Below are 23,263 nucleotides of genomic sequence, written 5' to 3'. Positions count from 1 at the left end.
AGGGCCATGGTGCTCGACGAGCGGGCCCGCATCGCCGAGGAGCTGGACGTCATCGCGCGGCGGGCCGCCGGCGGATTCGACGATCAGGTTTCATGCCTTTTCTTCATCGTCCTGCTTGTTCAACGAGACCATGAGCCGTGCTCCCGTTTTAGGAGAGCGTAAATATTCACAACTCATGCGTTCTGACGTGCTTATTGTTATCTTGGGGATAAAACTCCTTATTTATATTTTTATGCCCCCGATAAAGATTAAAAAACGGTAATGTGCACGGCTGACGTCGTCATGAGGAGGACCTGTGCTTGATGCTCGCTCGCGCCGCCGGCGCACATTGCTGGGGGCCGGACTGGCCGCTTCGGTGCTCGTCGCCACCGGCGTCGGCGCCGCCGGGGCGGCTCCCCTGGCAGGCGACCGGACGGACGCCGCGAAGGAGGCGATCCAGGGCGGCAGGGCCCGCAACGTCATCCTTTTCGTGGGTGACGGCATGGGTGACAGCGAGATCACCATGGCGCGCAACTACGCCAAGGGCGCCGACGGCCGGCTGAACATGGACATGCTCCCGCTCACCGGTGCGTACACGACGTACTCCCTGCACAAGGACACGGGCAAGCCCGACTACGTGACCGACTCCTCGGCCGGCGCCACCGGCTGGGCGACGGGCACGAAGACCTACAACGGAGCCATCTCCGTGGACCGGTTCGGCAGGGACCTGCCGACGGTCCTGGAGCTGGCGCAGAAGGCCGGCTACGTCACCGGCGATGTCACCACCGCCGAGCTCACCGACTCGACCCCCGCCGCCATCGCCGCCCACGTCCCCGACCGCAGCTGCCAGGGCCCGGCCGACATGAAGGAGTGCCCGCAGGACGCCAAGGAGAAGGGCGGCCCGGGTTCGATCGCCGAGCAGCTCGTCGACCACGGCGTCGACGTCCTCATGGGCGGTGGGAAGCGGCGGTTCGACCAGACGGTGACCGGCGGGAAGTACACCGGTCAGACGGTGCTCGCCCAGGCTCAGGCGCAGGGGTACACCACCGTGTTCGACAGCGCGGGCCTGACCGGCGTGCGGAAGGACCAGAAGGTCCTCGGCCTGTTCAGCCCGGGCATCATGCCGCCCCGCTGGAACGGCCCCGCCGCGACGCCGTTCACCGCGGAGGGCGCGGACAACACGGTTCCGCAGCCCTGCCCCGACACCTCGAGCGCTCCGGCCGGGCAGCCCACCCTGGAGCGGATGACCGCCGAGGCCCTGAGGCTGCTCGACGCCAAGGCCGAACGGAACAAGGACGGCCGCGGCTTCTTCCTGCAGGTCGAGGGTGCCGGGATCGACCTGCTGGGCCATGTCTCCAACCCGTGCAGCCAGATCGGTGAGACGGTCGGCTTCGACGACGCGATCGCACTGGGCAGGGCCTACGCGGCCAAACACCCCGACACCCTGGTGATCGTCACCGCGGACCACGCGCACGCCAGTCAGATCGTCGAGTACCCGCAGACCGCCGGGAACCACTCGGCCGGCGGCATCCGGACGCTGCTCACCACCGAGGGCGCCCCGATGGTCATCAGCTACGCGACGAACGCGGGCGCCCCGAAGGCCATCCAGGGCCACACCGGCAGCCAGGTCCGCGTCGCCGCCCAGGGGCCGCAGGCGGCGAACGTGCTCGGCATCACCAACCAGACCGACCTGTTCCACACCATGTCCCGCGCGCTCGGCCTGAGGTAACGGTCCCGCCCGCCGCGCACCCCATGCGTATGGCGTCGTCCCGCGCGGACGGCTTCCCCCTTCTCCGCGGTCTTCGCGCGGTCTCCGGCCCGGTCGCGAGCGTGACCGGCCCGGAGGCGCCCTTCCGGCCGGTGCCGGAGGGGCCCTTCCGGCCGGTGCGGGACGCCCGCGGCGGGCCGCTCCCGCCGTGTTCCCGCTGAGCCCGCTGTTACCTGGTTATTCGTATGGGTATGCGATCCGGTGACCGATATGGCCCTCGGATGGCCGTGACCTCCACGCGGAAGAGGAAAGTCCCATGCGCGCCTTGCTGATCACCCTGGGAGTCGTCGCGGTGGTGTTCATCCTGCTCGGCCTGTTGCTCAAGGCCCTGAAGTGGCTGCTCATCATCGGTCTGATCGCCCTGGTCGCCGCGGTCGTGATGGGCGTCGTCGAGGCCCGTCGCGCCGGCCGCGAGCCGTAGGCGCGCACGAGGACCTCCGGCCCCGCCGCCGCGCCGTACGCCCCGGGGCGCTTCAGTGCCCGCCGCTGCGGGCCGTACGGCGGGCGCCGGTGCGGGCCGCCAGGAACGCGACGAGGCCGACGCCGAGGAAGACGGCGGGAAGCAGCAGGACGGAGCCCACGGCCCACAGCCCGCTGTCGTCGGACGTGGTGGCGCCGACCGTCCAGGCCAGCCAGGTCACGCCCGCGACGGCGAGGGTGCCGGACTTCGGGACGCCGTACCGGCCGGCGAGGAAGGCGAGCACCCCCAGGACGACGACGAAGCCCGCCACCTGCCACGGCTGGTAGGGGCCGCTGACGCCGCCGTCCGGCGCGACGTCCTTCTGCCGGTCCCAGCCCAGCCAGGCGAGGTAGTTCGCCAGGGAGGCCACGGCCAGGATCACACCGATCCGGGCGCTCCGCGCGGCGCCCGCGCGGGATCCGTTGTCTTCGGGCACCGTTCCACGGTAGCCCGCCGGGGGCCCGTCGCCCATATGTTCACGCCGCCGGGGTTCACGGCCGCGCGAAACGGGACGGGCCGTTCTCCAGGCCGGCGATGATGAGGTCCACGGCCACCGCGAACGTCGCGTCGGCGTCGTCCACGCCGTCGAGCTCCGCGAGCTCCGCGAGCTCCGCGAGGAGGCCCTCGCTCTCGGCGGTGATGAAGCCGGAGACGAACGTGAAGAGCGCCGTGCGGGTGTGGGCGAGCCGGTCCGCGGGGACCCCGGCGGCGACCAGGATGCGGTTGTAGACCACCCAGAGCGCGCCCGACTGGTCCACGACGTCGGGGTGGGTGTTCATGTGGGACCACAGCGAGGGGTGGGAGCGGGCGATCGAGCGGTAGACGTGCGCCAGGGCCCGGAGCTGGTCCTGCCAGGGGGCGCCGTCGTCGGGGGGCAGTCGCACCTCGGCGGCGACGAGGGCGCAGACGCCGCGCAGCAGGTCGGTCCGGTCATGGACGTGGTGGTAGAGGGACATCGGGTTGACGTCGAGCTCGGCCGCCAGCTTGCGCATGGACAGCTTCTCCACGCCCGCGGCATCGATCAGCCGCAGAGCCGTCATGTGGATTTCCTCCGGAGTCAGGGGTCGTCCCCTGCGCGCGCTCACTGCCATACACCGTATGATAGCTTCCATACGGTGTATGGCTGGCGGTGTGGAAGCCGCCGCCGAAGGAGGGATTTCCATGGCCGCGACTCGGTCGATTCCCACCCCCCGTGGGCTGCCCGTGCTCGGTAACACCCTGCAGGTCCCGGCGCACTCGCCCGCCGCGTTCTTCGACGAGACCGCGGCGGAGCACGAGGAGGGGATCTTCCAGCTCGACCTGCTGGGCCGCCGGGTCCTGTTCGTCTACGACCCCGACCTGGTCGCCGAGGTCTGCGACGAGACGCGCTTCTACAAGGGCATCGACCCGCCGCTGTCGATCGTGCGCGACTTCAGCGGCGACGGGCTGTTCACCGCCCGCCACGACGAGCCCGTCTGGGGGCAGGCGCACCGCATCCTGATGCCGGCGTTCGGCCAGCGGTCCATGAAGACGTACTTCCCGCAGATGCTGGAGGTCGCCGAGGCGCTGGTGGACAAGTGGTCGCGGTCCGACCGGGTCAACGTACCCGAGGACATGACCCGGCTCACCCTCGACACGATCTCGCTGACCGGGTTCGGCTACCGGTTCGACTCCTTCTCCTCCGACGAGCTCCACCCCTTCCTGCGGTCCATGGGCAACGCGCTGACCGAGGCGATGCTCCGCAACCGGCAGTTGCCCGTCGTCACCAGGATGAAGAAGAGGCGCGAGGAGGACTACCGCGCAGACATCCGCGTGATGCAGGACCTGGTGGACGACGTGATCAGGCGGCGCCGCGAGGAGGGCGGCGGGGGCACGGGCGACCTGCTCGGACTGATGCTGGAGGCCGCCGACCCGCGCACCGGCGAGCGGCTGTCGGACGAGAACATCCGCAACCAGGTCCTCACCTTCCTGATCGCCGGGCACGAGACCACGAGCGGCCTGCTGTCGTTCGCGCTGTACAACCTGCTGCGCAACCCGCACGTGCTCGCCCTCGCCTACGCCGAGGCGGATCGGCTGCTGCCCGGCGACACGGCGCCGACATACGAGACGATCATGAAGCTGGACGTGATCCCGCGCATCCTGGAGGAGACGCTGCGGATCTGGTCCCCGATTCCGGCGTTCGGCGTCAAGGCGTTCGACGACACCGCGATCGGCGGTTACCCGGTCCGCAAGGGGCAGACCTGCGTCGTCCTGCTGCCGTCGCTGCACCGGCACCCGAAGGCGTGGGACCGGCCGGAGGAGTTCGACATCGACCGCTGGCTGCCGGAGAACAAGGCGGCCCACCACCCGGCCGCCTACAAGCCGTTCGGCAACGGCGAGCGGGCCTGCATCGGGCGGCAGTTCGCGCTGACCGAGGCCCGGCTCGCCCTGGCGATGGTGCTGCAGAGGCTCGCGGTCTCCGACCCCGGCGCCTACCGGATGCGGATCAAGCAGACGCTCACCCTCAAGCCCGACGACTTCACGATCGGCGTGCGGGAGCGCAGGCCGTACGAGAGGGGGACGGCGGGGGCCGCGGCGGACACCGGGCCGGACGCCGCCGAGGCCGCCGAGACGGCGCTCGCCGTCGGCTCCGGCACCGCACTCACCGTCGCCTACGGTTCCAACCTCGGCAGCTCGGCCGACATCGCCGAGCGGCTGGCCGACCGGGCCGCGCGGTCCGGGTTCGCGACCACGCTGACCACGCTCGACGACCTCGTCCCGCCGTCCGAGGGGGCCCTCGTCGTCGTCACCTCCACCTACAACGGCAAGGCTCCCGACAACGCCCAGCGCTTCGACGCGCTCGACGGCCTGCCGCCCATGGACGGCGTACGGCTCGCGCTGCTCGGCTGCGGCAACACCCAGTGGCCGACCTACCAGGGTTTCCCCCGCCGCGCCTTCGACAAGCTCGTCGGCGCCGGAGCCGTGCCCCTGGTCGAGCGGGGCGAGGCCGACGCCGACGGCGACTTCGACGGCGACGTGTCGGCGTGGACCGCCGGGCTGTGGGCGGCGCTGGCGGCCGAGTACGGCACCGCCGCCGCCGACAGCGCGCCCCGCTACGAGATGGAGGTCCTCACCGAGGCCGACGTGCGTCCTTCCGTCGTGTCCCCGGAGGCGGTCCCGCTGACCGTGCTGTCCAACGAGGAGCTGACCGGCGACCCGGCCGGGCTGTGGGACTTCTCGCTGGAGGCCCCGCGGCCGGGGGTGCGCTCCATCGTGGCCGAACTGCCGGAGGGCGTGACCTACACCGCGGGCGACCACCTGGCCGTCTTCGGCAAGAACGACCCCGAGCTGGTCGAGTGGGCGCTGCGCTGCCTGCGCGTCCCGCGCGACCAGGTGGTACGGCTCCGCGCGCAGGGCACGACCCACCTGCCGGTGGACACCCCGGTGACGGCCGGGCTGCTTCTGTCGGAGTTCGCCGAGCTGCAGGAGGTCGCCACGCGTTCCGACCTCGCGGCGCTGGCCGCGCACACCGGGTGCCCCTGGACCACGGAACGGCTCGCCGCCCTCGCCGACGACTACGCCGACGAGGTCCTGGCCAAGCGGGTCTCGGTGCTCACGCTGCTGGAACGCTTCCCGGCGATCACACTGCCCCTGCCGGTGTTCCTGGAGCTGGCCGGCCCGATCCGGCCGCGCTACTACTCGATCTCGTCCTCGCCGCTGGCCGGCCCCCGCCGGGTGCGGATCACCGTCGGGCTGGTCGAGGGCCCGGCCTGGTCGGGCGGCGGCTCCTACCGGGGGATGTGCTCGGCCTACCTGGCGGGGCTGGAACCCGGCGAGGTGTTCTACGGCTACGTGCGGGTCCCCGCCCCGCCGTTCCGGCTGCCCGACGACCCGGCCACGCCGGTGATCCTGGTGGGGCCGGGCACCGGGTTCGCGCCGCTGCGGGGCTTCCTGGAGGAGCGGGCGCTGACCGGCGCGACCGGCCCGGCCGAGGTGTTCTACGGCTGCCGCCACCCCGGGCACGACTGGCTGTACCGCGACGACCTGCGGGCGTGGGAGGACGCTGGGACCACCGGGGTGCACCTGGCGTTCTCCGCCGTGCCCGGCCACCCCTCCCGGTTCGTCCAGGACGCGATCGCGGCCCGCGCCGACCGGGTGTGGGAACTGCTGGAGCGGGGCGCGCACGTCTACGTGTGCGGTGACGGCCTGCGGATGGCGCCCGCCGTACGGCGGGCCCTGGCGGAGATCCACCGGGAGCGGACCGGTGGCGACGGCGAGGAGTGGCTGCGCGCCCTGGAGGCCGAGGGCCGCTACCAGCAGGACGTCTTCGCCTGACCCTCCCGGCCCGTGTCACGCCGTGGCCGTCGGGACGGGCGGCCGCCCGTGGTCCGGCCCCGGTCCGGCGGTGCCGTCCGGGGTCGCGGCTCTGGAGTGGAGGACCTCGCGGCCCTGCTCGGCGGCGCGGATGAGCCCTTCGCTGACGAAGTCGAGGAAGCGGGCCGAGTTCTCCAGGCGGACGGCGGCCGGGGTGCCGGGGCCGAGGACGGCGACGCCCTGCCGGGCGGTCTCGATGAACCGGTCGTTGGCCCGGGCGCTGGCGATCATGGACTGGTACCAGAGTTCGTCGTCGACGACGTAGCGCTCACGGCGGCGTTCGTCGCGCTCCCGGCGGACGAGGTCCTGGCCCTCCAGGAAGGCGATCGCCTTGGAGACGGAGGCGGGGCTGACCTGGAGACGCCGGGCGAGTTCGGAGGCGGTGAGACTGCCGGCGTCGGTGGTGTAGAGGCAGCCCATCACCCGGGCCATCATCTTAGGCAGACCCGAGGCCATGAGGACGGTGGTGAGGGTCTCCTGGTAGTCGCGCACGGCCTCGGCGTCGCGCCCGTGGGGCTGCGGGGACGCCTGCGCCCCTCCGGGCGAGGACTGCCCGCGCCGGCGGGTGCGCTGCTGGGCGGTGCGGTGGGCCAGGTCGGCGCGATAGCCGGTGGGGCCGCCGTTGCGCATCACCTCACGGGTGATCGTGGAGGTGGGGCGGTCGAGACGGCGGGCGATCTCGGCGTAGGCCAGGCCGTCGGCCAGTCCCAGTGCGATCTGCTGGCGGTCCTGCTGGGTGAGCCTGCCTCCCGGCATCGTGATCTCCTTCGTGCCCCGTGGGCGCCCGGTGCTCCCTGACGCCTCCACCATAGCGTTCACTTTCAATTCGTTGCAACGGACAACGACTCCGCAGTTGCGTTAAGCGAGAGGCGACTGCAACGATTAATCTGCGTTTACCTGCTGAAACACTGTTTCAAAGCAAAGATTTTGTTGCATGAATATAGAAAGCAACGTAGCTTTTCCATTGTTCGAAACACCGAGCCGCAAGCACGACGGAGAGCCACGATGTACACGTTCGACACCCCCGCCCCGATCACCGCCGTCCTCGACATCCCCGCCGGACGCGTCCGGCTCATCGCCGCCGACCGGACCGGCACCACGGTCGAGGTCCTGCCCGCCAACCCCGCCAAGGACCGTGACGTCACCGCGGCCGAGCAGACCACCGTCGGATACGCCGACGGCGTCCTGCGGATCGAGACTCCCGCGAAGAACCGGCACTTCGGCCCGACCGGAGCCGTCGAGGTGACGGTCAAGCTGCCCGCCGGCTCCCGCGTCGAGGCCAAGACGGCCGCCGCCGAACTCCGGACCGTCGGCCGCCTCGGCGACGTCGTCTTCGACGGCGCGTACCACCGGATCAAGCTGGACGAGACCGCGAGCCTCCGTCTCACCGCGACCGACGGCGACGTCGAGATCGGCCGGCTGGGCGGCCCCGCGGAGATCGCCACCGAGAGGGGCGACATCACCGTCGCCGAGGCCGTCAGCGGCAAGGTCGTGCTCCGCACCCAGTCCGGCGACATCTCGATCGGTGCCGCCGCCGGCGTCTCCGCCACCCTGGACGCCGGCACCTCCCACGGCCGCATCGTCAACGGTTTCAAGAACGACGGCACCGCCGGCCTCGACGTCCACGCCACCACCACCAGCGGTGACATCACCGCCCGCAGCCTCTGACCCACGGCCGGCCCGCGGCACACTCTGCTCACCCCGTCCCGGCGCACAGGGACGGGGCACGCGAGATCGAAGACCACACTTGAGGAGATTCACGATGAGTCAGGTCGACGGCGGATTCTCGGCGACGGGGCTGCGCAGGCTGCGCGAGGTGCTGGAGCGGCACGTCGAGTCGGGGAGGATCCCCGGGCTCGTCGCCCTGTTCAGCCGGGGTGAGGAGACGCACGTCGAGGCGATCGGGACGATGCGCCACGACGGCGGCGCGCCGATGGGCCGGGACACGGTCTTCCGGATGGCCTCCACCTCCAAACCGGTCTCGATCGCCGCGGCGATGGTGCTGCTGGACGAGTGCCGGCTGCGGCTGGACGACGTGGTGGACCCGTGGCTGCCCGAGCTGGCCGACCGCCGGGTGCTGACCCGGCCGGACGCCGAGCTGGACGACACCGTGCCGGCCCGCCGCCCGATCACCGTCCGGGACGTTCTGACCTCCACCTTCGGTCTCGGCCTGGACTTCACCGCGCTGGGCAAGCCGATCATGAACGCGGTCTTCGAGCAGGGGCTCACCCCCAACCTGCCGGTCGAGGTGCCGGAGCAGGACGAGTGGATGCGCCGCCTGGGCGCGCTGCCGCTGGCGTACCATCCCGGCGAGCAGTGGCAGTACCAGATCGCCAGCGACCTGGCCGGCGTGCTCGTCTCCCGGGTCAGCGGCCGGTCGTTCGAGGAGTTCCTGCACGAGCGCGTCTTCGAGCCCCTGGGCATGAACGACACCGGCTTCCACGTGCCCGCCGACCGGATCGACCGGCTGCCGCCGCTCTACGCCCCCGACCCGGCCACCGGTGAGTTCCTCGTCTGGGACGAGCCCCGGGACGGCCGCTGGAGCAGGCCCCCGGCATTCCAGGGCGGCGGTGGCGGCCTGGTCTCCACCGCCGACGACTACCACGCCTACTTCCGGATGCTGCTCAACGGCGGGGTCCACGAAGGCCGGCGGATCCTGTCCCGCCCCGCCGTGGAGCTGATGACGACCAACCGTCTCACGCCCGAGCAGAACGCCGCCCGCACTGCCCTGGCCACCGGCAACGTGCACATCTCCTTCGGCCAGGGGCAGCAGGGCGGCTGGGGCCTCGGGATGGCGGTGCGCACCTACCGCGGCGACTACGCGCCCGTCGGCCAGTTCGGCTGGGACGGCGGCAGCGGCACCTCGGCCTACGCCGACCCGGCCAACGACCTCGTCGGCGTCCTGCTCTGCCAGCTCGGCTACACCGTCCCGAACCCGGCACACCTGATGAACGACTTCTGGACCACGCTCTACCAGGCCCTCGACGACTGACGGCGATGATGGAACGGGCGCCTTGCCCGCGGTGCACGGTTGATCCCGGACCTTCGACGGGACCGGCCGGGCTCGCGCGGGGAGGCGCCCGTCCGCGTTTCCCGGACGTCGGGGGAGCGGGTCAGGGAGAGGCCGTGCCCTGGCGCGGTCGCAGACCGTTGAGAGCGGTCTCGACGACGCTGTCGGCGTATTCGGTGGTGAGTGCTCCACCGCGCTGGAGCCATCGGTTGAGCAGCGGTCCCCACAGCATGTCCACGGCCACGTCGAGGTCGAGGTCGCCGGCCAGCTGGCCGGCTCGCTGAGCGCTGCGCAGCCGTTGTTTCTTCAGCTCTCGCATCGGGCCGTCCAGCCGCTCCGCGTAGAGGGCGGCGAGCGCCGGGTCATGCGTGATCTCCGTGTTCAGGGCGCGCATCGGCTCGTCGTACCGCGGGTCGTTGAGTTCTCCGACCGTGGCGCGCAGTACCGCCTTCAGGTCCACCTCCAGATCACCGGTGTCCGGCAGGGCCGCCTCTCCGTCGTCCGGCCGCTCGCTGAGCATGAGAAAGGCGTCGAAGAGGACCGCCCCCTTGGAGGGCCACCAGCGGTAGATCGTCTGCTTGCCGACACCGGCACGGGCCGCGATGCCCTCGATGCTCAGCTTGGTGTATCCCACCTCCTGCACCAGATCGAACGCCGCAGTGAGGATGGCCCGCCGGGATCCCTCGCTCCGGCGGGCCGTGCTGGAGAGGGGCTTATGCGCTGGCGTCATGGCGTCAAATCTAACAAAGAGCTAGACGAGACGGTCCGTCTTGACGCAGTCGCCGAAGACCATTACTGTTCACATTGTCCGAGACGGACCGTCTCGTCTTGGATAATGTGAACACAATCGATGGGAGCCCCCGTATGCGTACCCCGGCCACCGCCTCCCCCCGCACCTGGTTCATCACGGGAGCCAGCCGCGGCCTGGGCCGCGCGTTCGCTCTCGCCGCGCTGGAGAGCGGCGATCGAGTGGTCGCCGCCGCCCGCACCGTCACCCGGCAGGACTTCGGCGACCGGTACGGAGACCGGCTGCTCGCCCTTCCCCTGGACGTGACCGACCGCGCCGCGGTCTTCGCCGCCGTGAACACCGCCGTCGAGCACTTCGGCCGGCTCGACATCGTGGTGAACAACGCGGGAACCATGTCCTCGGGCATGGTCGAGGAGTTCACCGAGGCCGAGGCGCGCGCCCAGCTCGAGGTCAACTTCTTCGGGGCGATGTGGGTCTGCCAGGCCGTCCTGCCGCACCTGCGCGAGCAGGGATCCGGCCACATCGTGCAGGTCTCCAGCATCGCCGCCCTGGGCGGCTTCCCGAGCACCGGCATGTACAGCGCCAGCAAGTTCGCATTGGAGGGCATGAGCGAGGCGCTGGCCATGGAGGCCGCGTCCTTCGGCGTCAAGCTCAGCATCGTCCAGCCCGGCGGCTACTGGACCGACCTCTACACCAGCATGACGACGACGTCACCGCTGGAGGAGTACGGCCCGCTCCGCGCCGAACTGGAGAAGCAGTGGGCCGAGGGCTCGATCGACAGCGAGCCGCGTCTGGCGGCCGAGGCGCTGCTCGAACTGGTCGGCAGCGAAGACCCGCCGCTGCGGCTGCTACTCGGCAGCATGGTCTACGACCTGGCCTTCGACATCTCCCGCCGGCGGATGGAGACCTGGGCCGCCTGGGAACGGGTCAGCCGCGCCGCCGAACACGCCGTGCCGGCCCCCGGCGGACCCGGCCCGGCGGAGCAGCCGCACGACGTCTCCTGATCCGAAGGAGATCACCGTCGGCGGATGATACGCGAGGAGGCCCGCCCCGTCCCGGGGCGGGCCTCCTCGCGTATCCGGGGCTACAGGTCCATGACGTCCACCCGTACAGCGCGGTCACCGGGGACGACGATGGGGTCGGCGACCTCGACGACGCGCTCGCCCGAGTAGGTATGCCGGGTGATGGAGAACACGGGTACGCCGGAACCGATCCGCAGTCGCTCCGCCTCCTCCGGCGCCGGCATGCGAACCGCGGTCGTCTCCTTGATCCGGGTCACCTCGATGCCGAGGCTGCGCAGTTGCCCGGTGTTGCCTCCGGGCCAGGGCTCGTTGCGCGGGTCCGCCAGCGGCGTCCCCTCGACGTCGGACGCCAGCAGGCAGGAGCGTGACAGCTGCGACGGCTCGTCACCGGCGTAGAACACGAATCTGCGCTCCAGCACGCGGGTTCCGGTCGCGACGCCGAACAGACCGGCGAGTCGCTCATCCGCTTCGATCCACGCGAACGCCTTGTCGAGGCGGTACTGCGACCAGGTGATGCCCGCGTCGTGCGTGAACGACGTCTGCGGGTTGGCCATCGATCCCGTGGCGTCGGCGAGATAGCGATCCATGGAGAGCCGGCGGACCGGTGGGCGGATGCGGACACGGCTGCCCGATCCCTGCCGGGATTCGATGAGACCTTCGTTGCGGAGGATGTCGAGCGCGCGGCGGATGAGGATCTCTGAGACACCCTGCTCCTCGGCGAGAAGCCGCTGCGATGGTAGCTTCTCGCCCGGTTTGAACTGTCCTGAGCGGATGCGATCTCGCAGGTCATCGGCTACGCGGAGGTAGGCGTGTGTCCGACCGGTCACGCTCCCCCTCCCAATCTTCGTATCTGGCTTGACGGGAGCGTACACGATCAGGAAACTCCGTATACGAACATGTCGTTCAGGTATACAAGACTGAGTTTGGATTTCAAATGCCCGTCCCTCATGCTCCGGTCCGTCGTGCCTGCTCGTCCCATGGGTGGCAGGACGGACAGCGGCACCTCGTCGACGCGCCCGAGTCGGCCGTCATCCTGATCGACGACCGCATCCTGGATGGCGACGATCCCGGGAAGCTCGCCATCGCCCTGCACGAACAGGCGGAGAAGCCATGAAGGCTCAGCTCCCCTTGGAGTGCCGCCACCGCGGTTGCGAGCCGGAGCGCAGGGTCGGGCCGAACGGTCCTGTCCACCTGCGGCGGGTCGGCCGCTGGGACCTCGACACCGACCGTGTGCCCTGTGTCGAGCCGGAGACCACCGGCAAGCACGAGCCGACGCCTCATCAAGAGTCGCCGGTCGTCGACACCCTCTGACCTCAGCCTGTCACCACTGCTCCAGACCCCCGGCGCTGTGAGCGGGATAAGGGCCCATCACAGGCTCCCGGCACGCCGGTACCCCCAGGCGTGACCGGGCCGGCCCGCCCCGCGTCCCCTCGGGGCGGGCCACATCGGACGTCCGGCCGGGCGCGGCATCCGGGGGCTATCTGACGCAGCAGGTGGAGCAGGGGTCGGCGTCCGGGAGGGTGACCCACAGGCAGCAGGTGCGGCGGCGGTAGCCGTCGCCGTCCGGGACGAGCAGGCCGTCCACGGGCGGGCCCATCTCGGCGAGCAGCCGGGTCACGTCGTCCCGGGGGACGAGCGGCAGCAGCGGGTGGGCGATGGCTTCGGCCGTCGAGCCCCACAGGGTGCGCTCACCGAGCCTGGTCTGCGTGCAGAGGGCGCGGATCAGGGGGTGCTGGCCGTCGAGGAGCGCGTCCCGTAGGGCGGAGGCGAGGCCGGGGACGACGACCGTCCCGGGGGCGCCGGCCAGCGGGTCGCCGGGGAGCACCGCGACGGTCACCGCGCTCCCCGTGGCCGCCGCGATCGTCACCCCGGCGTCCGACGGCCTGACCAGCGTGTCGGCGAGGCGCATCAGCGGCACGCGGCGTTCCAGCGCCCAGCCCAGCACCATCGGCAGGGTGTGCCAGTAGGTGTAGGTCTTCCACAGCAGGGCCGCGGCGACGTGCCGCGGCGCGCTCCACCGCTCCGCCGTCTCGTCCACCAGGGCGAGCAGCGGCCCGTACGGCTCCCGCGTCAGCTCGGGGACGGGGATCCATCCCGGGGAGCCGTCGGCCACCAGACCGGGCGGCACCCCCAGGACGCCTCCCCGCTCGCCGGCCAGTTCGCGGAGGTGCTCCGACAGGGCGGGCAGCGGGATCATGCCTCCCTCAAGCGGTGACATCTCTCCCTCACGAGGCGGCAGGGCGGCAGGCGGAACCGTACTCCCCTCGTGCGACGTCCGGGGCTCCGGCGGAGCGGTCAGCGGCATCGGTCCTCCCCCGTGGGTATCCATCATTCCGTCTTAAAAGCTGAAAAATGGTCATATACGGCCTGCTCTCCGCCTGGCGGTGAGCAGCCAGACGAGGTATCCGCCGCCGAGCAGGCCGGTCAGCACGCCGACCGGGAGCTGACGATCGGCGAACAGCCGTTGCGCGGCCCAGTCCGCGCAGAGCAGCAGGGCCGCGCCCGCGAACATCGAGGCGAGCGGGCCTGGGCCCGCCGTACGGGTGGTCCGCCTGGCGAGCTGGGGCGCGGTGAGCGCCACGAAGGCCACCGGTCCGGCGGCGGCCGCCGCGAAGGAGGCGAGCAGCACGGCCGCCGCCGACAGGGTCAGGCGCAGCGCGCCGAGCCGTACGCCGAGGCCGAGCGCCACGTCGTCGCCCATCTCGGCGACCGCCAGAGCCCGCGCGCAGCCGAGCGCCACCGGGACCAGCACGGCCATGGCGACGAGCAGCGGCAGGGCGTCCCTCCAGCCCCGGCCGTCCAGGCTGCCGGTGATCCACAGCAGGGCGCGCGCCGCCTCCATGAGCTGGGCCCGGGTCATCAGGTAGCCGTTGACGCCGGTGAGGATGGCGGCGGCGCCGATGCCGGCCAGTACGAGGCGGTACCCGTGCACGCCGTTGCGCCAGGTCAGGGCGAGCAGCACGGCCCCGGTGGCGACGCCCCCGGCGGCCGCCCCGGCCGCGAGCGCCACGCTGCCGCCGCCCGCGACGACCGCGAGCAGCGCCCCCGCACTGGCGCCCTGGGTGAGGCCGAGCAGGTCGGGGCTGCCGAGCGGGTTGCGCACGAGCGACTGGAGGAGGGCTCCGGCCAGGGCCAGGGAGGCGCCGACGAGCAGGGCGGTCACCAGGCGGGGCAGCCGGAGCTCGTTGACGATGAAGTCCTCGGCGGGCGTGCCGCCTCCGGTGAGGATCCGCAGGACGTCGGACGGGGTCATCGGGTCGTCACCGCCGCCGAGGGTGAGCGCGGCGGCGGCGAGCGCCAGCAGCGCCCAGCAGACGCCCGCGACCAGGGCCCGCGGCCGGAAGGCCACCGAGCGGTCCCCCGGGAACCGCAGGACGGCCGCCGAACCGCTCCGGACCGGGAGCGAGCCGATGGCGGAGCCGCCACGAGTCGTTCGCGGGGCCGCCGCGGGGACGTCCGGGGCCGTTGCGGAGGCGTCCCCGGCCGGTCGCGGGTCGTTCGCGGAGCCGCCGCGCGCGGAACGGGCGGAGATCACAGCTGCGCCGTCCTGGTCCGGCGGATGAGGTACAGGAAGAACGGGCCGCCCAGCACCGCGGTCACGATGCCGGCCTGCAGCTCGCCGGGCCGGGCCACCACCCGGCCGAGGACGTCCGCGCCGAGCAGCAGCACCGGCGCGAGCACCGCGCAGTACGGCAGCAGCCAGCGCAGATCCGGGCCGGTCACCGCCCGTACCAGGTGGGGGACCATGAGTCCCACGAAGACGATCGGCCCGCAGGCCGCGGTGGCGGCCCCGCACAGCAGCGTGACCGCCACGATCGAGACCGTGCGGATCCGCGCGGGGCGGACGCCCAGCGCGCGGGCGGTGTCGTCGCCGAGCGAGAGGGTGCCGAGCGGACGGGCCAGGGCCAGGGCGAGCAGCAGGCCCGCGCCGATGAACGGCAGCACCTTGGCGACGGTCACGGGTTGCGCGCCGGCCAGCGAGCCGACCGTCCACATGCGCATCCGCTCCAGCGAGCCGCTGTCCAGCAGCATCACCGCGCTCACGTAGGAGTAGAGCGTGGCGTTGAGGGCGGCGCCGGCCAGCGCCAGCCGGGCCGGGGTCGCCCCGCGCCCGCCGCCGACCGTGTGGATGAGCAGCGCGACGGCCGCGGCTCCGGCCAGCGCGAACCACACGTAACCGTCGAACGTGGCGACCCCGAGGAAACCGGCTGCCGTGGCCACCGCGGCCGAGGCGCCGGCGTTCACCCCCAGCAGTCCGGGGTCGGCGAGCGGGTTGCGGGTCAGCGCCTGCATCAGGCCGCCGGCCGTACCCAGGGCGGCTCCGGCGAGCAGGCCGAGCAGGGTGCGCGGCAGGCGCATCCCGTGCACCACGGTGGACGCCGCCGAGTCTCCCGCCACGAGCCCCTGCCACACCTCGGACGGGGAGAGCTGCCTCGCGCCGAACCCGACGCTGAGCACCAGTACGGCGAGCAGCACGAGGGCGGCGCCTGCCAGACCGGCGGCCCGCGCCGCGTTCCCGGTCCCGTTCCGGGCTCCCTTCCCGGTTCCGGGCGCGCGCCTCCGGGCCACCCGCCGGTCCGTCGCGGCGGACCCGGCCGGCCCGGTGGACGCGGCCGGCGGGACCTCGGCGGGTTCGGTGACAGGCAGGGCGGGCTCCGGTGCGACGAGGGCGGCAGTGGCGGCGGGGACGGTGGGCAGGGCGGGTGCGGCGTTCCTCGGGGGCCGGTGCGGTGTCCCCTCCGGTCAGGTTAGGTTAACCTAACCAAAATCTCCTTTAGGTTAGCCTAACCGAACTCACGAGAGAAGGCCGGATCATGCCCAATCCCGGGGTCATCCCCCGAATGTCCCGCCGCGGGCTCCTCACCGCGGGCGGCGCAGCCGCCCTGGGCGTCCTGCTCGGCGCCTGCGGCGGGAACGACGGGAAGCCCTCGTCCGCCGCGCCCTCCGGAACCGGAGACGGTGCCGCGGGCGGATCGTGGTCCTTCACCGACGACCGGAAGCAGGCGGTCACCGCCGCCGCGGCCCCCTCACGCGTCGTCGCCTTCACCGGTACGGCGGCGGCCCTCGCCGACTTCGGCCTCTCCCAGAAGATCGTCGGTGTCTTCGGCGAGACCGTCCGCAAGGACGGCACGCCCGACCCGCAGGCCGGCTCCCTGGACGTGGGCGGGCTGGAGATCCTCGGCAACGCCTGGGGCGAGTTCGACATCGAGAAGTACGCCGCGCTGCGGCCCGGCCTGCTGGTCACGCACATGTACGACCCCGGCGCCCTCTGGTACGTCCCGGACGAGAGCAAGGACAAGATCCTGAAGCTCGCGCCCAGCGTCGCCATAACGGTCGCGCGGGTCCCCCTCCCCGAGCCGATCGAGCGATACGCCGAACTCGCCGCGTCGCTCGGCGCCGACCTCGGCGCACCGGAGGTCATCGCCGCCAAGGCCCGCTTCGAGGCCGCCGCCGAGTCGCTGCGCCGCGCGGCGGCGGGGAACTCCGGGATCAAGGTCATGGCCGTCTCCGGAAGCCCCGACCTGATGTACGTCTCCAACCCCGAGGTCAACACCGACCTGATGTACTTCGCCGAACTCGGGGTGGACGTCGTCCGCCCGGAGAAGACCGACACCGGCGGCTACTACGAGAGTCTGAGCTGGGAGAACGCCGACAAGTACGACGCGGACCTGATCCTCCTCGACAACCGCTCCACCGCCCTGCAGCCTCCGGACCTCGCCTCCAAGCCCGCGTGGACCCGGCTGCCCGCGGTGAAGGCGGGTCAGGTGGCCTCCTGGGACACCGTGCCCCGCTTCTCGTACGCGGGCGCCGCTCCCCTGCTGGAGAACCTGGCCAAGTCGGTGGGCGAGGCCGAGAAGGTCCGCTGACCCGCGCGGACATCTGTACGGCGGAGCACCGGGAAGCCCGGCCGTACGGCCACGGCGTCCGGCCGGGGCGGTCCGGCGCGCCCGCGGGCACCCGGGACGCCCGCCGTACGCGGTCCCGGACGCCCGCCGTACGCGGTCCCGGACGCCCGGCCTGCGGCGCGCCGGGCCGTCCGCCGGGTTTCCGTGATCCATCGACCCGGTGACGGTAGTTTGTCCGTCATGGACAGCGGTACGGAGATCGGCCGGCGCCGGGCGCGCCTCGCACCCTGGGCCGCGCTGCTCGCCGTCGCCGCGCTCGCCGCCTGCGGCACGGACCCCGCGGGCACGGCCGCGGTGGCCCCGTCCGCCCCGGCGTCCGCCGCGGAGCGCACCTCGCCGGCCCCGCGGTCCTCGCCGTCCGGAGGGGAGGGCGGGGAAGCAGGTGGACGGGCCGCGTCGCCGGACGAGGCGGACCTGCCCGCCCCCGGCGAGCCGATCCCCCGGGACCCGGCGAAGCTCGCCAGGGCGCTGGAGACCACCACGCGGCGGCTCCACGACGCCGTCGACGACTGGACCGGCGGAGGGACCGGCGGGACCGGTGGCGGGACCGCGAAGGGCCGCCCGCCGCGGGCGGTCGTGCTGGAGGCGCTGTACCAGCAGCGGATCTACCGCTTCACCGCCCGCAACCCCGGTGTGGCCTCCCGCGCCTTCGCCCGGCTGCCGGCCCGGCTCGCCGCCGAGGCCCGCGACAACACGACCGCCATCCGCGGGCTGCTGGCGCTGGCCCACCCGGTCAAGGACGCCTCGAAGTTCCGCATCGAGGAGCCGCCGGCCGCCTCCGCCCTCCTCGGCCACTTCAAGAAGGCCGAGCGGCGGTTCGGCGTCGAGTGGGAGGTCCTGGCGTCGGTGATGTTCGCCGAGACGAAGTTCGGCCGGGTGCGCTCGCCGAGCTACGTGGGGGCGAAGGGCCCGATGCAGTTCATGCCGGGCACGTGGAAGGCGTACGGCATGGGCGGCGACATCCACGACCCCGGGGACGCCGTCATGGCCGCCGCCAACTACCTCCACGCCTCGGGCGCGCCCCGCGACTACCGGCGGGCGCTGTACGCCTACAACCACTCCACGGCGTACGTCGACGCCATCCTGCTGCACGCCCGTCAGATGAAGCGGGACCCGCGCAACTACTACGCGTACTACAACTGGCAGGTGTTCGTCATCACCACGAAGGGCGAGCGCCGCATCAGCGGCCCCTGACCCGGCGCCGCCGGGTCTGGAAGCGGATGAGGAGCGGGTCAGTGCGAGACATCACCGTGTTCGGCGGCGGCGCCCACCCCCGGCTGGCCGCCGGCATCTGCTCCCACCTCGGGACGCCGCTGCACCCGGTCCGGGTCACCCGCTTCGCCAACGACTGCCTGGAGGCGCAGCTGCAGGCCAACTGCAGGGAGCGGGACGTCTTCATCATCCAGCCCCTCGTCCCGCCGGTCCAGGAGAACCTCGTCGAGCTGCTCCTGATGCTGGACGCCGCCCGGGGTGCCTCGGCGGCCCGGACGACCGTGGTGATGCCGCACTACGCCTACGCCCGGTCGGACAAGAAGGACGCCCCGCGCATCTCCATCGGGGGACGCCTGGTCGCCGACCTGCTGGTGACCGCGGGGGCGGACCGGGTGCTCACGATGGCGCTGCACTCCCCGCAGGTGCACGGTTTCTTCAGCGTCCCGGTGGACCACCTGCACGCCCTGCGCGAGCTGGCGGCGTACTTCCGCCGGTACGACCTGTCGAACACCGTCGCCGTCTCCCCCGACCTCGGCTACGCCAAGCAGGCCGCGGCCTTCGCCCGGCTCCTGGGCGTCGGCGTCGCGATGGGCGCCAAGCAGCGGCTCAGCGACGACCGCGTCGTCATCGGCTCGGTGATCGGCGACGTCGCGGGCCGGGACGTCATCGTCGTGGACGACGAGATCGCGCGGGGGACGACCGTGCTCGAACTGCTCGACCGGCTCCGCGACCTCGGGGCCGGCTCGGTGCGGGTGGCCTGCACGCACGGTCTCTTCACCGCCGGGGCCGTGGACCGCATCGGCGGCCGGCCCGAGGTCGAGGAGATCGTCTGCACCGACACCGTGCCGGTCCCCGAGGCCGCGCCCGGGTCCAAGCTGCGTGTCCTGTCGGTCGCCCCGGCGTTCGCCGAGGCCATGCGCCGCATCCACGACGGCGAGTCGGTCAGCGCCCTGTTCGACGCCTCCTGATCGCGGCTGTTGACGTTATCGGGGGAAAGATATACGTTCCGGTAGATTTCACGGTTGTCCGAGGGAAATCCGGTGAGATGCCGGTGCGGACGCGCCACTGTATCCGGGACTGAGATCCCGGGAGCCAGGTCGCTCGGGCGATCGTGACCTCACTGACCGGGACGCGTCATCCCTGAGGAGGCACTGATGAGCGATATCTCCGCTCCTTCCGCGATACCCCTGCCGCGCCTGCGCCCCTGGCTGTTGCTGGCCGTACCGGTGCTGCTGCTGATCGCCTACCTGGTTCTGATGGACAACGGCGCGATCTCGCAGACCGGCACGTTCCTTCACGAACTCATGCACGACGGGCGGCATCTGCTCGGCGTGCCCTGTCACTAGGGGCGGAAATGATCCGCACCCTGTTGGTCAGGGGCCTGCTCGTAGGGCTCCTGGCCGGATTCGTCGCGGGCGCGTTCGCCTTCGTCCTCGGAGAACCGCGTGTGGACGCCGCCATCGCCCTGGAGGAGGCCGCGGCGGCGGCCGGACCCGGAACCGGGCCCGCGTCCGCCGGGGAGGCCGGTCACGACCACGCCGGGGCGGCGGGACACGACCACGGTGAGGGGGCCGTCGTCAGCCGGCCCGTGCAGAAGGCCGGGCTCTTCCTCGCGACCGGGCTGTACGGCCTGGCCGCGGGCGGGGTGTTCGCCCTCGTGTTCGCCGGCCTGCGCGGCCGGTTCGGGCCCCGCGGTGACGGCGCGCTGGCGCTCGCCGCGGCGGCGACGGCGTTCGTCGCGGTCATTCTCGTGCCTTTCCTGAAATATCCGGCCAACCCACCGGCGGTGGGCGACCCCGAGACGATCAACAGCCGGACGGCCCTGTACGTGGTGATGATCATCGTCGGGCTGGCGGCCGTGGCCGTGGCGGTGGCCACCGCCAGAAGGGTCACCGCCGGACCATGGCAGCGCCGGGTTGCGGCCGGCGTCGCGTTCCTGGTGCCCGTCGTCGCGGCGTGGCTGCTGCTGCCGGCGGTCGACGAGGTTCCCGGCGGGTTCCCCGCCTCGCTGCTGTGGGACTTCCGGCTGGTCTCGCTGGGCACGCAACTCGTCTTCTGGACGGCCTTCGGTGTGCTGTTCGGCTGGGTCAGTGACCGGGTGGCGGGGCGGTCCGCGCTCTCGCCGGCCGCGTCGAGCGGCTGAACGGGATGCTGTTCCTCCGGCAGGCCGGCACGCCCGGCACGCGTTCGGCGTGCTTCCCGACGGACGAGCCCGCCGACGCGGCGAGCCTGCGGAAGGCCGCGAGCCTGCGGAAGGCCGTGGGACCGCGGAAGGCGGGGAGCCCGGCCCCCGCGTGGACCGCGGCCGTGACCTGGGTCGCGCCGGTCACGGCCGCGCGGCAGACCGCCGCCGCCCTCGGGTGCGAGGCGCTCGACGCGCCGGAGCTCGCCGAGGCGGACGCCGGTCGTTGGCGCGGCCTGCCGTACGCGCGGGTCGCCGAGGCGGAGCCGGGCGGTCTCGCCGCGTGGCTCGGCGACCCGGAGGCGGCCCCGCACGGCGGGGAGAGCCTGGCCCGTCTCGCCGCCCGGGTGGCCCGGTGGCTCGACGCCGCCGCGGCCGACGCCGTCGTCATCTGCGACGTCGGGGTCATCAGGGCGGCGCTGGGCCACGCGCTCGGCCTCGGCCCGGCGGCGACCGCGCGGTTCGACGTGGCGCCGCTCTCGACCACCGAACTCGTCCCCGTACGCGGCGGCTGGCGCGTCGCCCACGTCAACCGGAAGGTCGTCACTTGACCGTCACCTATCCCTTCAGCGCCGTGGTCGGCCTCGACGACCTCAAGCTGGCGCTGATCCTCAACGCCGTCTCCCCACGGGTGGGCGGGGTGCTGGTGCGCGGAGAGAAGGGCACCGCCAAGTCGACGATCGTGCGGGCCCTGGCGGCCCAGCTTCCGGCCGTCGACGTCGTCCGCGGCTGCCGCTTCGCCTGCGACCCGGCCGCGCCCGACCCCGGCTGCCCCGACGGCCCGCACGCTCCGGACGCTCCGGACACGGAGCGGGTACGGCGGGCGGCGTCGCTCGTGGAACTGCCGGTCGGCGCCTCGGAGGACCGGCTGGTCGGCTCGCTGGACCTCGAACGGGCGCTCACCGAAGGGGTGAAGGCGTTCGAGCCGGGTCTGCTGGCGGCCGCGCACCGCGGGGTGCTCTACGTCGACGAGGTCAACCTGCTCCACGACCACCTGGTCGACCTGCTGCTCGACGCGGCCGCCCTGGGGACCTGCTACGTCGAGCGTGAGTCGGTGTCGGTACGGCACGCGGCCCGCTTCCTGCTGGTCGGCACCATGAACCCGGAGGAGGGCGAGCTGCGGCCGCAGCTGCTCGACCGGTTCGGGCTGACCGTCGAGGTGAGGGCGTCGCGCGATCCGGACGAGCGGGCCGAGGTGGTCCGCCGGAGGCTGGCCTTCGAGTCCTCGCCCACCGGATTCGCCGAGCGGTGGGCCGGGCGGGAGGCGGAGCTGGCGGGGCGGATCGCCGCGGCGCGCGAACTGCTCGCCTCGGTCCGCCTGCCCGACGCCCGGCTGCGGCAGATCACGGCCGTCTGCGCGGAGTTCGAGGTGGACGGCCTGCGCGCCGATCTGGTCGCCGCCCACGCCGCGATCGCGCACGCGGCCTGGCACGGCCGGACTGCCGTGGAGGTGGAGGACGTCCGGGCCGCGGCGCGGCTGGCCCTGCCGCACCGGCGGCGGCGCGACCCGTTCGACGCGCCGGGACTGGATGAGGACAGGCTGGAGGAGGTGCTGGAACGGACCTCCGGGGACGACGACGAGCCGCCCCCCGGACCGCCGGGGGGAACGCCTCCGGAAACCGGTCCGCGCGGCGGCCCGGAGGAACCGGGAAGGCGCCCCGAACCCGGCCCGGGTGACCCGGAAGGCCGGGGGGAGTCCGCCGGCCGGGGGCCGGAACCGGCTGATCGGGGTCCTGAACCGGCCGCACCGGGACCGGACCCGTCCGCGACGGATCCGGGACGGGCCTCTCAGGGTCCGGCACAGGCCGGACCCGGCTCGGAACCGGTCGTCCCGGGTCCCGGACGCCCTTCCCTGGAAACGGCCGGCGCCGCCGCGCCGTACCGGGTGCGCCTGCTGGCCGTACCCGGTGTGGGCGAAGGCGCCGCCGGACGCCGCTCGCGGGCCCGCACCGGGCGGGGCCGGAGCACCGGCTCCCGCCTGCCGGAGGGCAGGGCCCGTGACCTGCACGTGCCCGCGACCCTCCTGGCCGCGGCCCCGCACCAGGCACGGCGGGGACGGCGGTCGGCCGGGCTGGTGCTGCGCGCGGGCGACCTGCGGGAGAAGGTCCGCGAGGGCAAGGAGGGCAACCTCGTCCTGTTCGTGGTCGACGCCAGCGGCTCGATGGCCGCGAGGAAACGCATGACCGCGGTGAAGACCGCCGTGCTGAGCCTGCTGCTGGACGCCTACCAGCGCCGGGACAAGGTCGGCCTGGTCACCTTCCGGGGCGGCTCGGCCCGGCTGGACCTGCCGCCGACGTCGTCCGTGGAGACGGGCGCGGCCCGGCTGCGGACGCTTCCGACCGGGGGCCGCACCCCGCTGGCCGCGGGGCTGGCGAAGGCCGCGGAGGTGCTGCGCCTGGAGGGCGTGCGCGATCCCGCGCGCCGTCCGCTGCTGGTCCTGGTCACCGACGGGCGGGCGACCGCGGGAGGGGACGTGGAGCGCGCCGCCGGGTCGCTGCGGGGCGTGGCGAGCGTGGTCGTCGACTGCGAGAGCGGTCCGGTCAGGCTCGGACTGGCGCGGCGGCTGGCGGCCCTGCTGGGCGCGCCCGCCGTACCGCTGGAGGACCTCGGATCGGTGGTCCGCGACCACCGGAAGGCGGTGTGA

At 72.8% G+C, this 23,263-nt stretch carries 24 protein-coding genes and 1 riboswitch; of the genes, 16 read left to right on the top strand and 8 right to left on the bottom strand.

The features are described from left to right. Positions 1–6 precede the first annotated feature (6 nt). From ACZ6W9_RS03535 to ACZ6W9_RS03525, 3 genes are all read left to right on the top strand, one after another. Entirely contained in the window at positions 7–162 is a 156-nt protein-coding gene (locus ACZ6W9_RS03535; protein WP_389961576.1) for a hypothetical protein, read from the top strand. A 133-nt stretch (positions 163–295) separates the two neighbouring features. After that, the gene (locus ACZ6W9_RS03530) at positions 296–1,708 is read left to right on the top strand and encodes an alkaline phosphatase (RefSeq protein WP_470116667.1); all 1,413 of its coding nucleotides are present in this window, start codon (positions 296–298) and stop codon (positions 1,706–1,708) included. Between the two features lie 295 nt (positions 1,709–2,003). Beyond that, complete coding sequence (locus ACZ6W9_RS03525; RefSeq protein ID WP_362944804.1) at positions 2,004–2,168, top strand: hypothetical protein; 165 nt, start codon at positions 2,004–2,006, stop codon at positions 2,166–2,168. A gap of 52 nt (positions 2,169–2,220) precedes the next feature. Here the strand turns inward: ACZ6W9_RS03525 and ACZ6W9_RS03520 are convergent, their stop codons facing one another. Further along, the gene (locus ACZ6W9_RS03520) at positions 2,221–2,643 is read right to left on the bottom strand and encodes a hypothetical protein (protein ID WP_470116666.1); all 423 of its coding nucleotides are present in this window, start codon (positions 2,641–2,643) and stop codon (positions 2,221–2,223) included. Positions 2,644–2,698: 55 nt separating this feature from the next. Next, entirely contained in the window at positions 2,699–3,247 is a 549-nt protein-coding gene (locus tag ACZ6W9_RS03515; protein WP_389961582.1) for a TetR/AcrR family transcriptional regulator, read from the bottom strand. A 121-nt stretch (positions 3,248–3,368) separates the two neighbouring features. Here ACZ6W9_RS03515 and ACZ6W9_RS03510 point away from each other — a divergent pair, with 121 nt between their 5' ends. After that, complete coding sequence (locus ACZ6W9_RS03510) at positions 3,369–6,500, top strand: bifunctional cytochrome P450/NADPH--P450 reductase (RefSeq protein ID WP_470116665.1); 3,132 nt, start codon at positions 3,369–3,371, stop codon at positions 6,498–6,500. A gap of 15 nt (positions 6,501–6,515) precedes the next feature. On the opposite strand, the gene ACZ6W9_RS03505 is transcribed toward ACZ6W9_RS03510, so the two are convergent. Further along, positions 6,516–7,295 (bottom strand): GbsR/MarR family transcriptional regulator, encoded by a 780-nt coding sequence (locus ACZ6W9_RS03505; protein WP_389961586.1) that lies wholly within the window; start codon positions 7,293–7,295, stop codon positions 6,516–6,518. 249 nt (positions 7,296–7,544) lie between these two features. Here ACZ6W9_RS03505 and ACZ6W9_RS03500 point away from each other — a divergent pair, with 249 nt between their 5' ends. Next, positions 7,545–8,207, top strand: a complete 663-nt coding sequence (locus ACZ6W9_RS03500) for a DUF4097 family beta strand repeat-containing protein (RefSeq protein WP_470116664.1) — start codon at positions 7,545–7,547, stop codon at positions 8,205–8,207. Between the two features lie 94 nt (positions 8,208–8,301). Beyond that, a complete protein-coding gene (locus ACZ6W9_RS03495) occupies positions 8,302–9,531 on the top strand; it encodes a serine hydrolase domain-containing protein (protein WP_389961590.1) in 1,230 nt (409 codons plus the stop codon). A gap of 121 nt (positions 9,532–9,652) precedes the next feature. Here the strand turns inward: ACZ6W9_RS03495 and ACZ6W9_RS03490 are convergent, their stop codons facing one another. After that, the gene (locus ACZ6W9_RS03490; protein ID WP_470116663.1) at positions 9,653–10,279 is read right to left on the bottom strand and encodes a TetR/AcrR family transcriptional regulator; all 627 of its coding nucleotides are present in this window, start codon (positions 10,277–10,279) and stop codon (positions 9,653–9,655) included. Between the two features lie 134 nt (positions 10,280–10,413). Here ACZ6W9_RS03490 and ACZ6W9_RS03485 point away from each other — a divergent pair, with 134 nt between their 5' ends. Continuing rightward, the gene (locus ACZ6W9_RS03485; protein ID WP_389961594.1) at positions 10,414–11,301 is read left to right on the top strand and encodes an SDR family oxidoreductase; all 888 of its coding nucleotides are present in this window, start codon (positions 10,414–10,416) and stop codon (positions 11,299–11,301) included. A gap of 80 nt (positions 11,302–11,381) precedes the next feature. On the opposite strand, the gene ACZ6W9_RS03480 is transcribed toward ACZ6W9_RS03485, so the two are convergent. Next, the gene (locus ACZ6W9_RS03480) at positions 11,382–12,146 is read right to left on the bottom strand and encodes a GntR family transcriptional regulator (protein WP_389961595.1); all 765 of its coding nucleotides are present in this window, start codon (positions 12,144–12,146) and stop codon (positions 11,382–11,384) included. 107 nt (positions 12,147–12,253) lie between these two features. Here ACZ6W9_RS03480 and ACZ6W9_RS03475 point away from each other — a divergent pair, with 107 nt between their 5' ends. Together ACZ6W9_RS03475 and ACZ6W9_RS03470 are read left to right on the top strand one after the other, a co-directional pair. After that, a complete protein-coding gene (locus ACZ6W9_RS03475; protein WP_470116662.1) occupies positions 12,254–12,433 on the top strand; it encodes a hypothetical protein in 180 nt (59 codons plus the stop codon). Beyond that, positions 12,430–12,630 (top strand): hypothetical protein, encoded by a 201-nt coding sequence (locus tag ACZ6W9_RS03470; RefSeq protein ID WP_470116661.1) that lies wholly within the window; start codon positions 12,430–12,432, stop codon positions 12,628–12,630. The genes ACZ6W9_RS03475 and ACZ6W9_RS03470 overlap by 4 nt, the downstream gene beginning before the upstream one ends. Positions 12,631–12,796: 166 nt before the next feature. Here the strand turns inward: ACZ6W9_RS03470 and ACZ6W9_RS03465 are convergent, their stop codons facing one another. The 3 genes from ACZ6W9_RS03465 to ACZ6W9_RS03455 all read right to left on the bottom strand — a co-directional run bounded on the left by ACZ6W9_RS03465 (position 12,797) and on the right by ACZ6W9_RS03455 (position 15,888). After that, complete coding sequence (locus ACZ6W9_RS03465; RefSeq protein WP_470116660.1) at positions 12,797–13,537, bottom strand: hypothetical protein; 741 nt, start codon at positions 13,535–13,537, stop codon at positions 12,797–12,799. 138 nt (positions 13,538–13,675) lie between these two features. Next, a complete protein-coding gene (locus tag ACZ6W9_RS03460; protein WP_470116659.1) occupies positions 13,676–14,668 on the bottom strand; it encodes a FecCD family ABC transporter permease in 993 nt (330 codons plus the stop codon). 182 nt (positions 14,669–14,850) lie between these two features. Then, positions 14,851–15,888 carry a FecCD family ABC transporter permease gene (locus tag ACZ6W9_RS03455; RefSeq protein ID WP_389961605.1) on the bottom strand — a complete coding sequence of 346 codons (1,038 nt, stop codon included), beginning with the start codon at positions 15,886–15,888 and terminating at the stop codon, positions 14,851–14,853. 245 nt (positions 15,889–16,133) lie between these two features. On the opposite strand from ACZ6W9_RS03455, the gene ACZ6W9_RS03450 reads away from it, so the two are divergent. The 7 genes from ACZ6W9_RS03450 (at position 16,134) to ACZ6W9_RS03420 (ending at position 23,263) form a co-directional block, all read left to right on the top strand. Further along, on the top strand, positions 16,134–17,186 hold the full coding sequence (locus tag ACZ6W9_RS03450; protein ID WP_470116658.1) for an ABC transporter substrate-binding protein: 1,053 nt from the start codon (positions 16,134–16,136) through the stop codon (positions 17,184–17,186). 219 nt (positions 17,187–17,405) lie between these two features. Beyond that, the gene (locus ACZ6W9_RS03445; RefSeq protein ID WP_470116657.1) at positions 17,406–18,419 is read left to right on the top strand and encodes a lytic transglycosylase domain-containing protein; all 1,014 of its coding nucleotides are present in this window, start codon (positions 17,406–17,408) and stop codon (positions 18,417–18,419) included. 41 nt (positions 18,420–18,460) lie between these two features. Continuing rightward, positions 18,461–19,405, top strand: a complete 945-nt coding sequence (locus ACZ6W9_RS03440; RefSeq protein ID WP_389961611.1) for a ribose-phosphate diphosphokinase — start codon at positions 18,461–18,463, stop codon at positions 19,403–19,405. A gap of 36 nt (positions 19,406–19,441) precedes the next feature. Continuing rightward, positions 19,442–19,589: riboswitch (adenosylcobalamin (AdoCbl) riboswitch) on the top strand. Positions 19,590–19,591: 2 nt separating this feature from the next. Further along, positions 19,592–19,783: a CbtB domain-containing protein gene (locus ACZ6W9_RS03435; RefSeq protein ID WP_362940179.1), complete on the top strand. Its 192-nt coding sequence runs from the start codon at positions 19,592–19,594 to the stop codon at positions 19,781–19,783. Between the two features lie 8 nt (positions 19,784–19,791). Continuing rightward, entirely contained in the window at positions 19,792–20,580 is a 789-nt protein-coding gene (locus tag ACZ6W9_RS03430; RefSeq protein ID WP_470116656.1) for a CbtA family protein, read from the top strand. Between the two features lie 5 nt (positions 20,581–20,585). After that, complete coding sequence (locus ACZ6W9_RS03425; protein WP_470116655.1) at positions 20,586–21,170, top strand: histidine phosphatase family protein; 585 nt, start codon at positions 20,586–20,588, stop codon at positions 21,168–21,170. Then, entirely contained in the window at positions 21,167–23,263 is a 2,097-nt protein-coding gene (locus ACZ6W9_RS03420; protein WP_389961618.1) for a magnesium chelatase subunit D family protein, read from the top strand. The genes ACZ6W9_RS03425 and ACZ6W9_RS03420 overlap by 4 nt, the downstream gene beginning before the upstream one ends.

Source organism: Streptosporangium sp. NPDC053982 (assembly GCF_055585205.1).
This window is presented reverse-complemented; position numbering and strand designations above follow the sequence as displayed.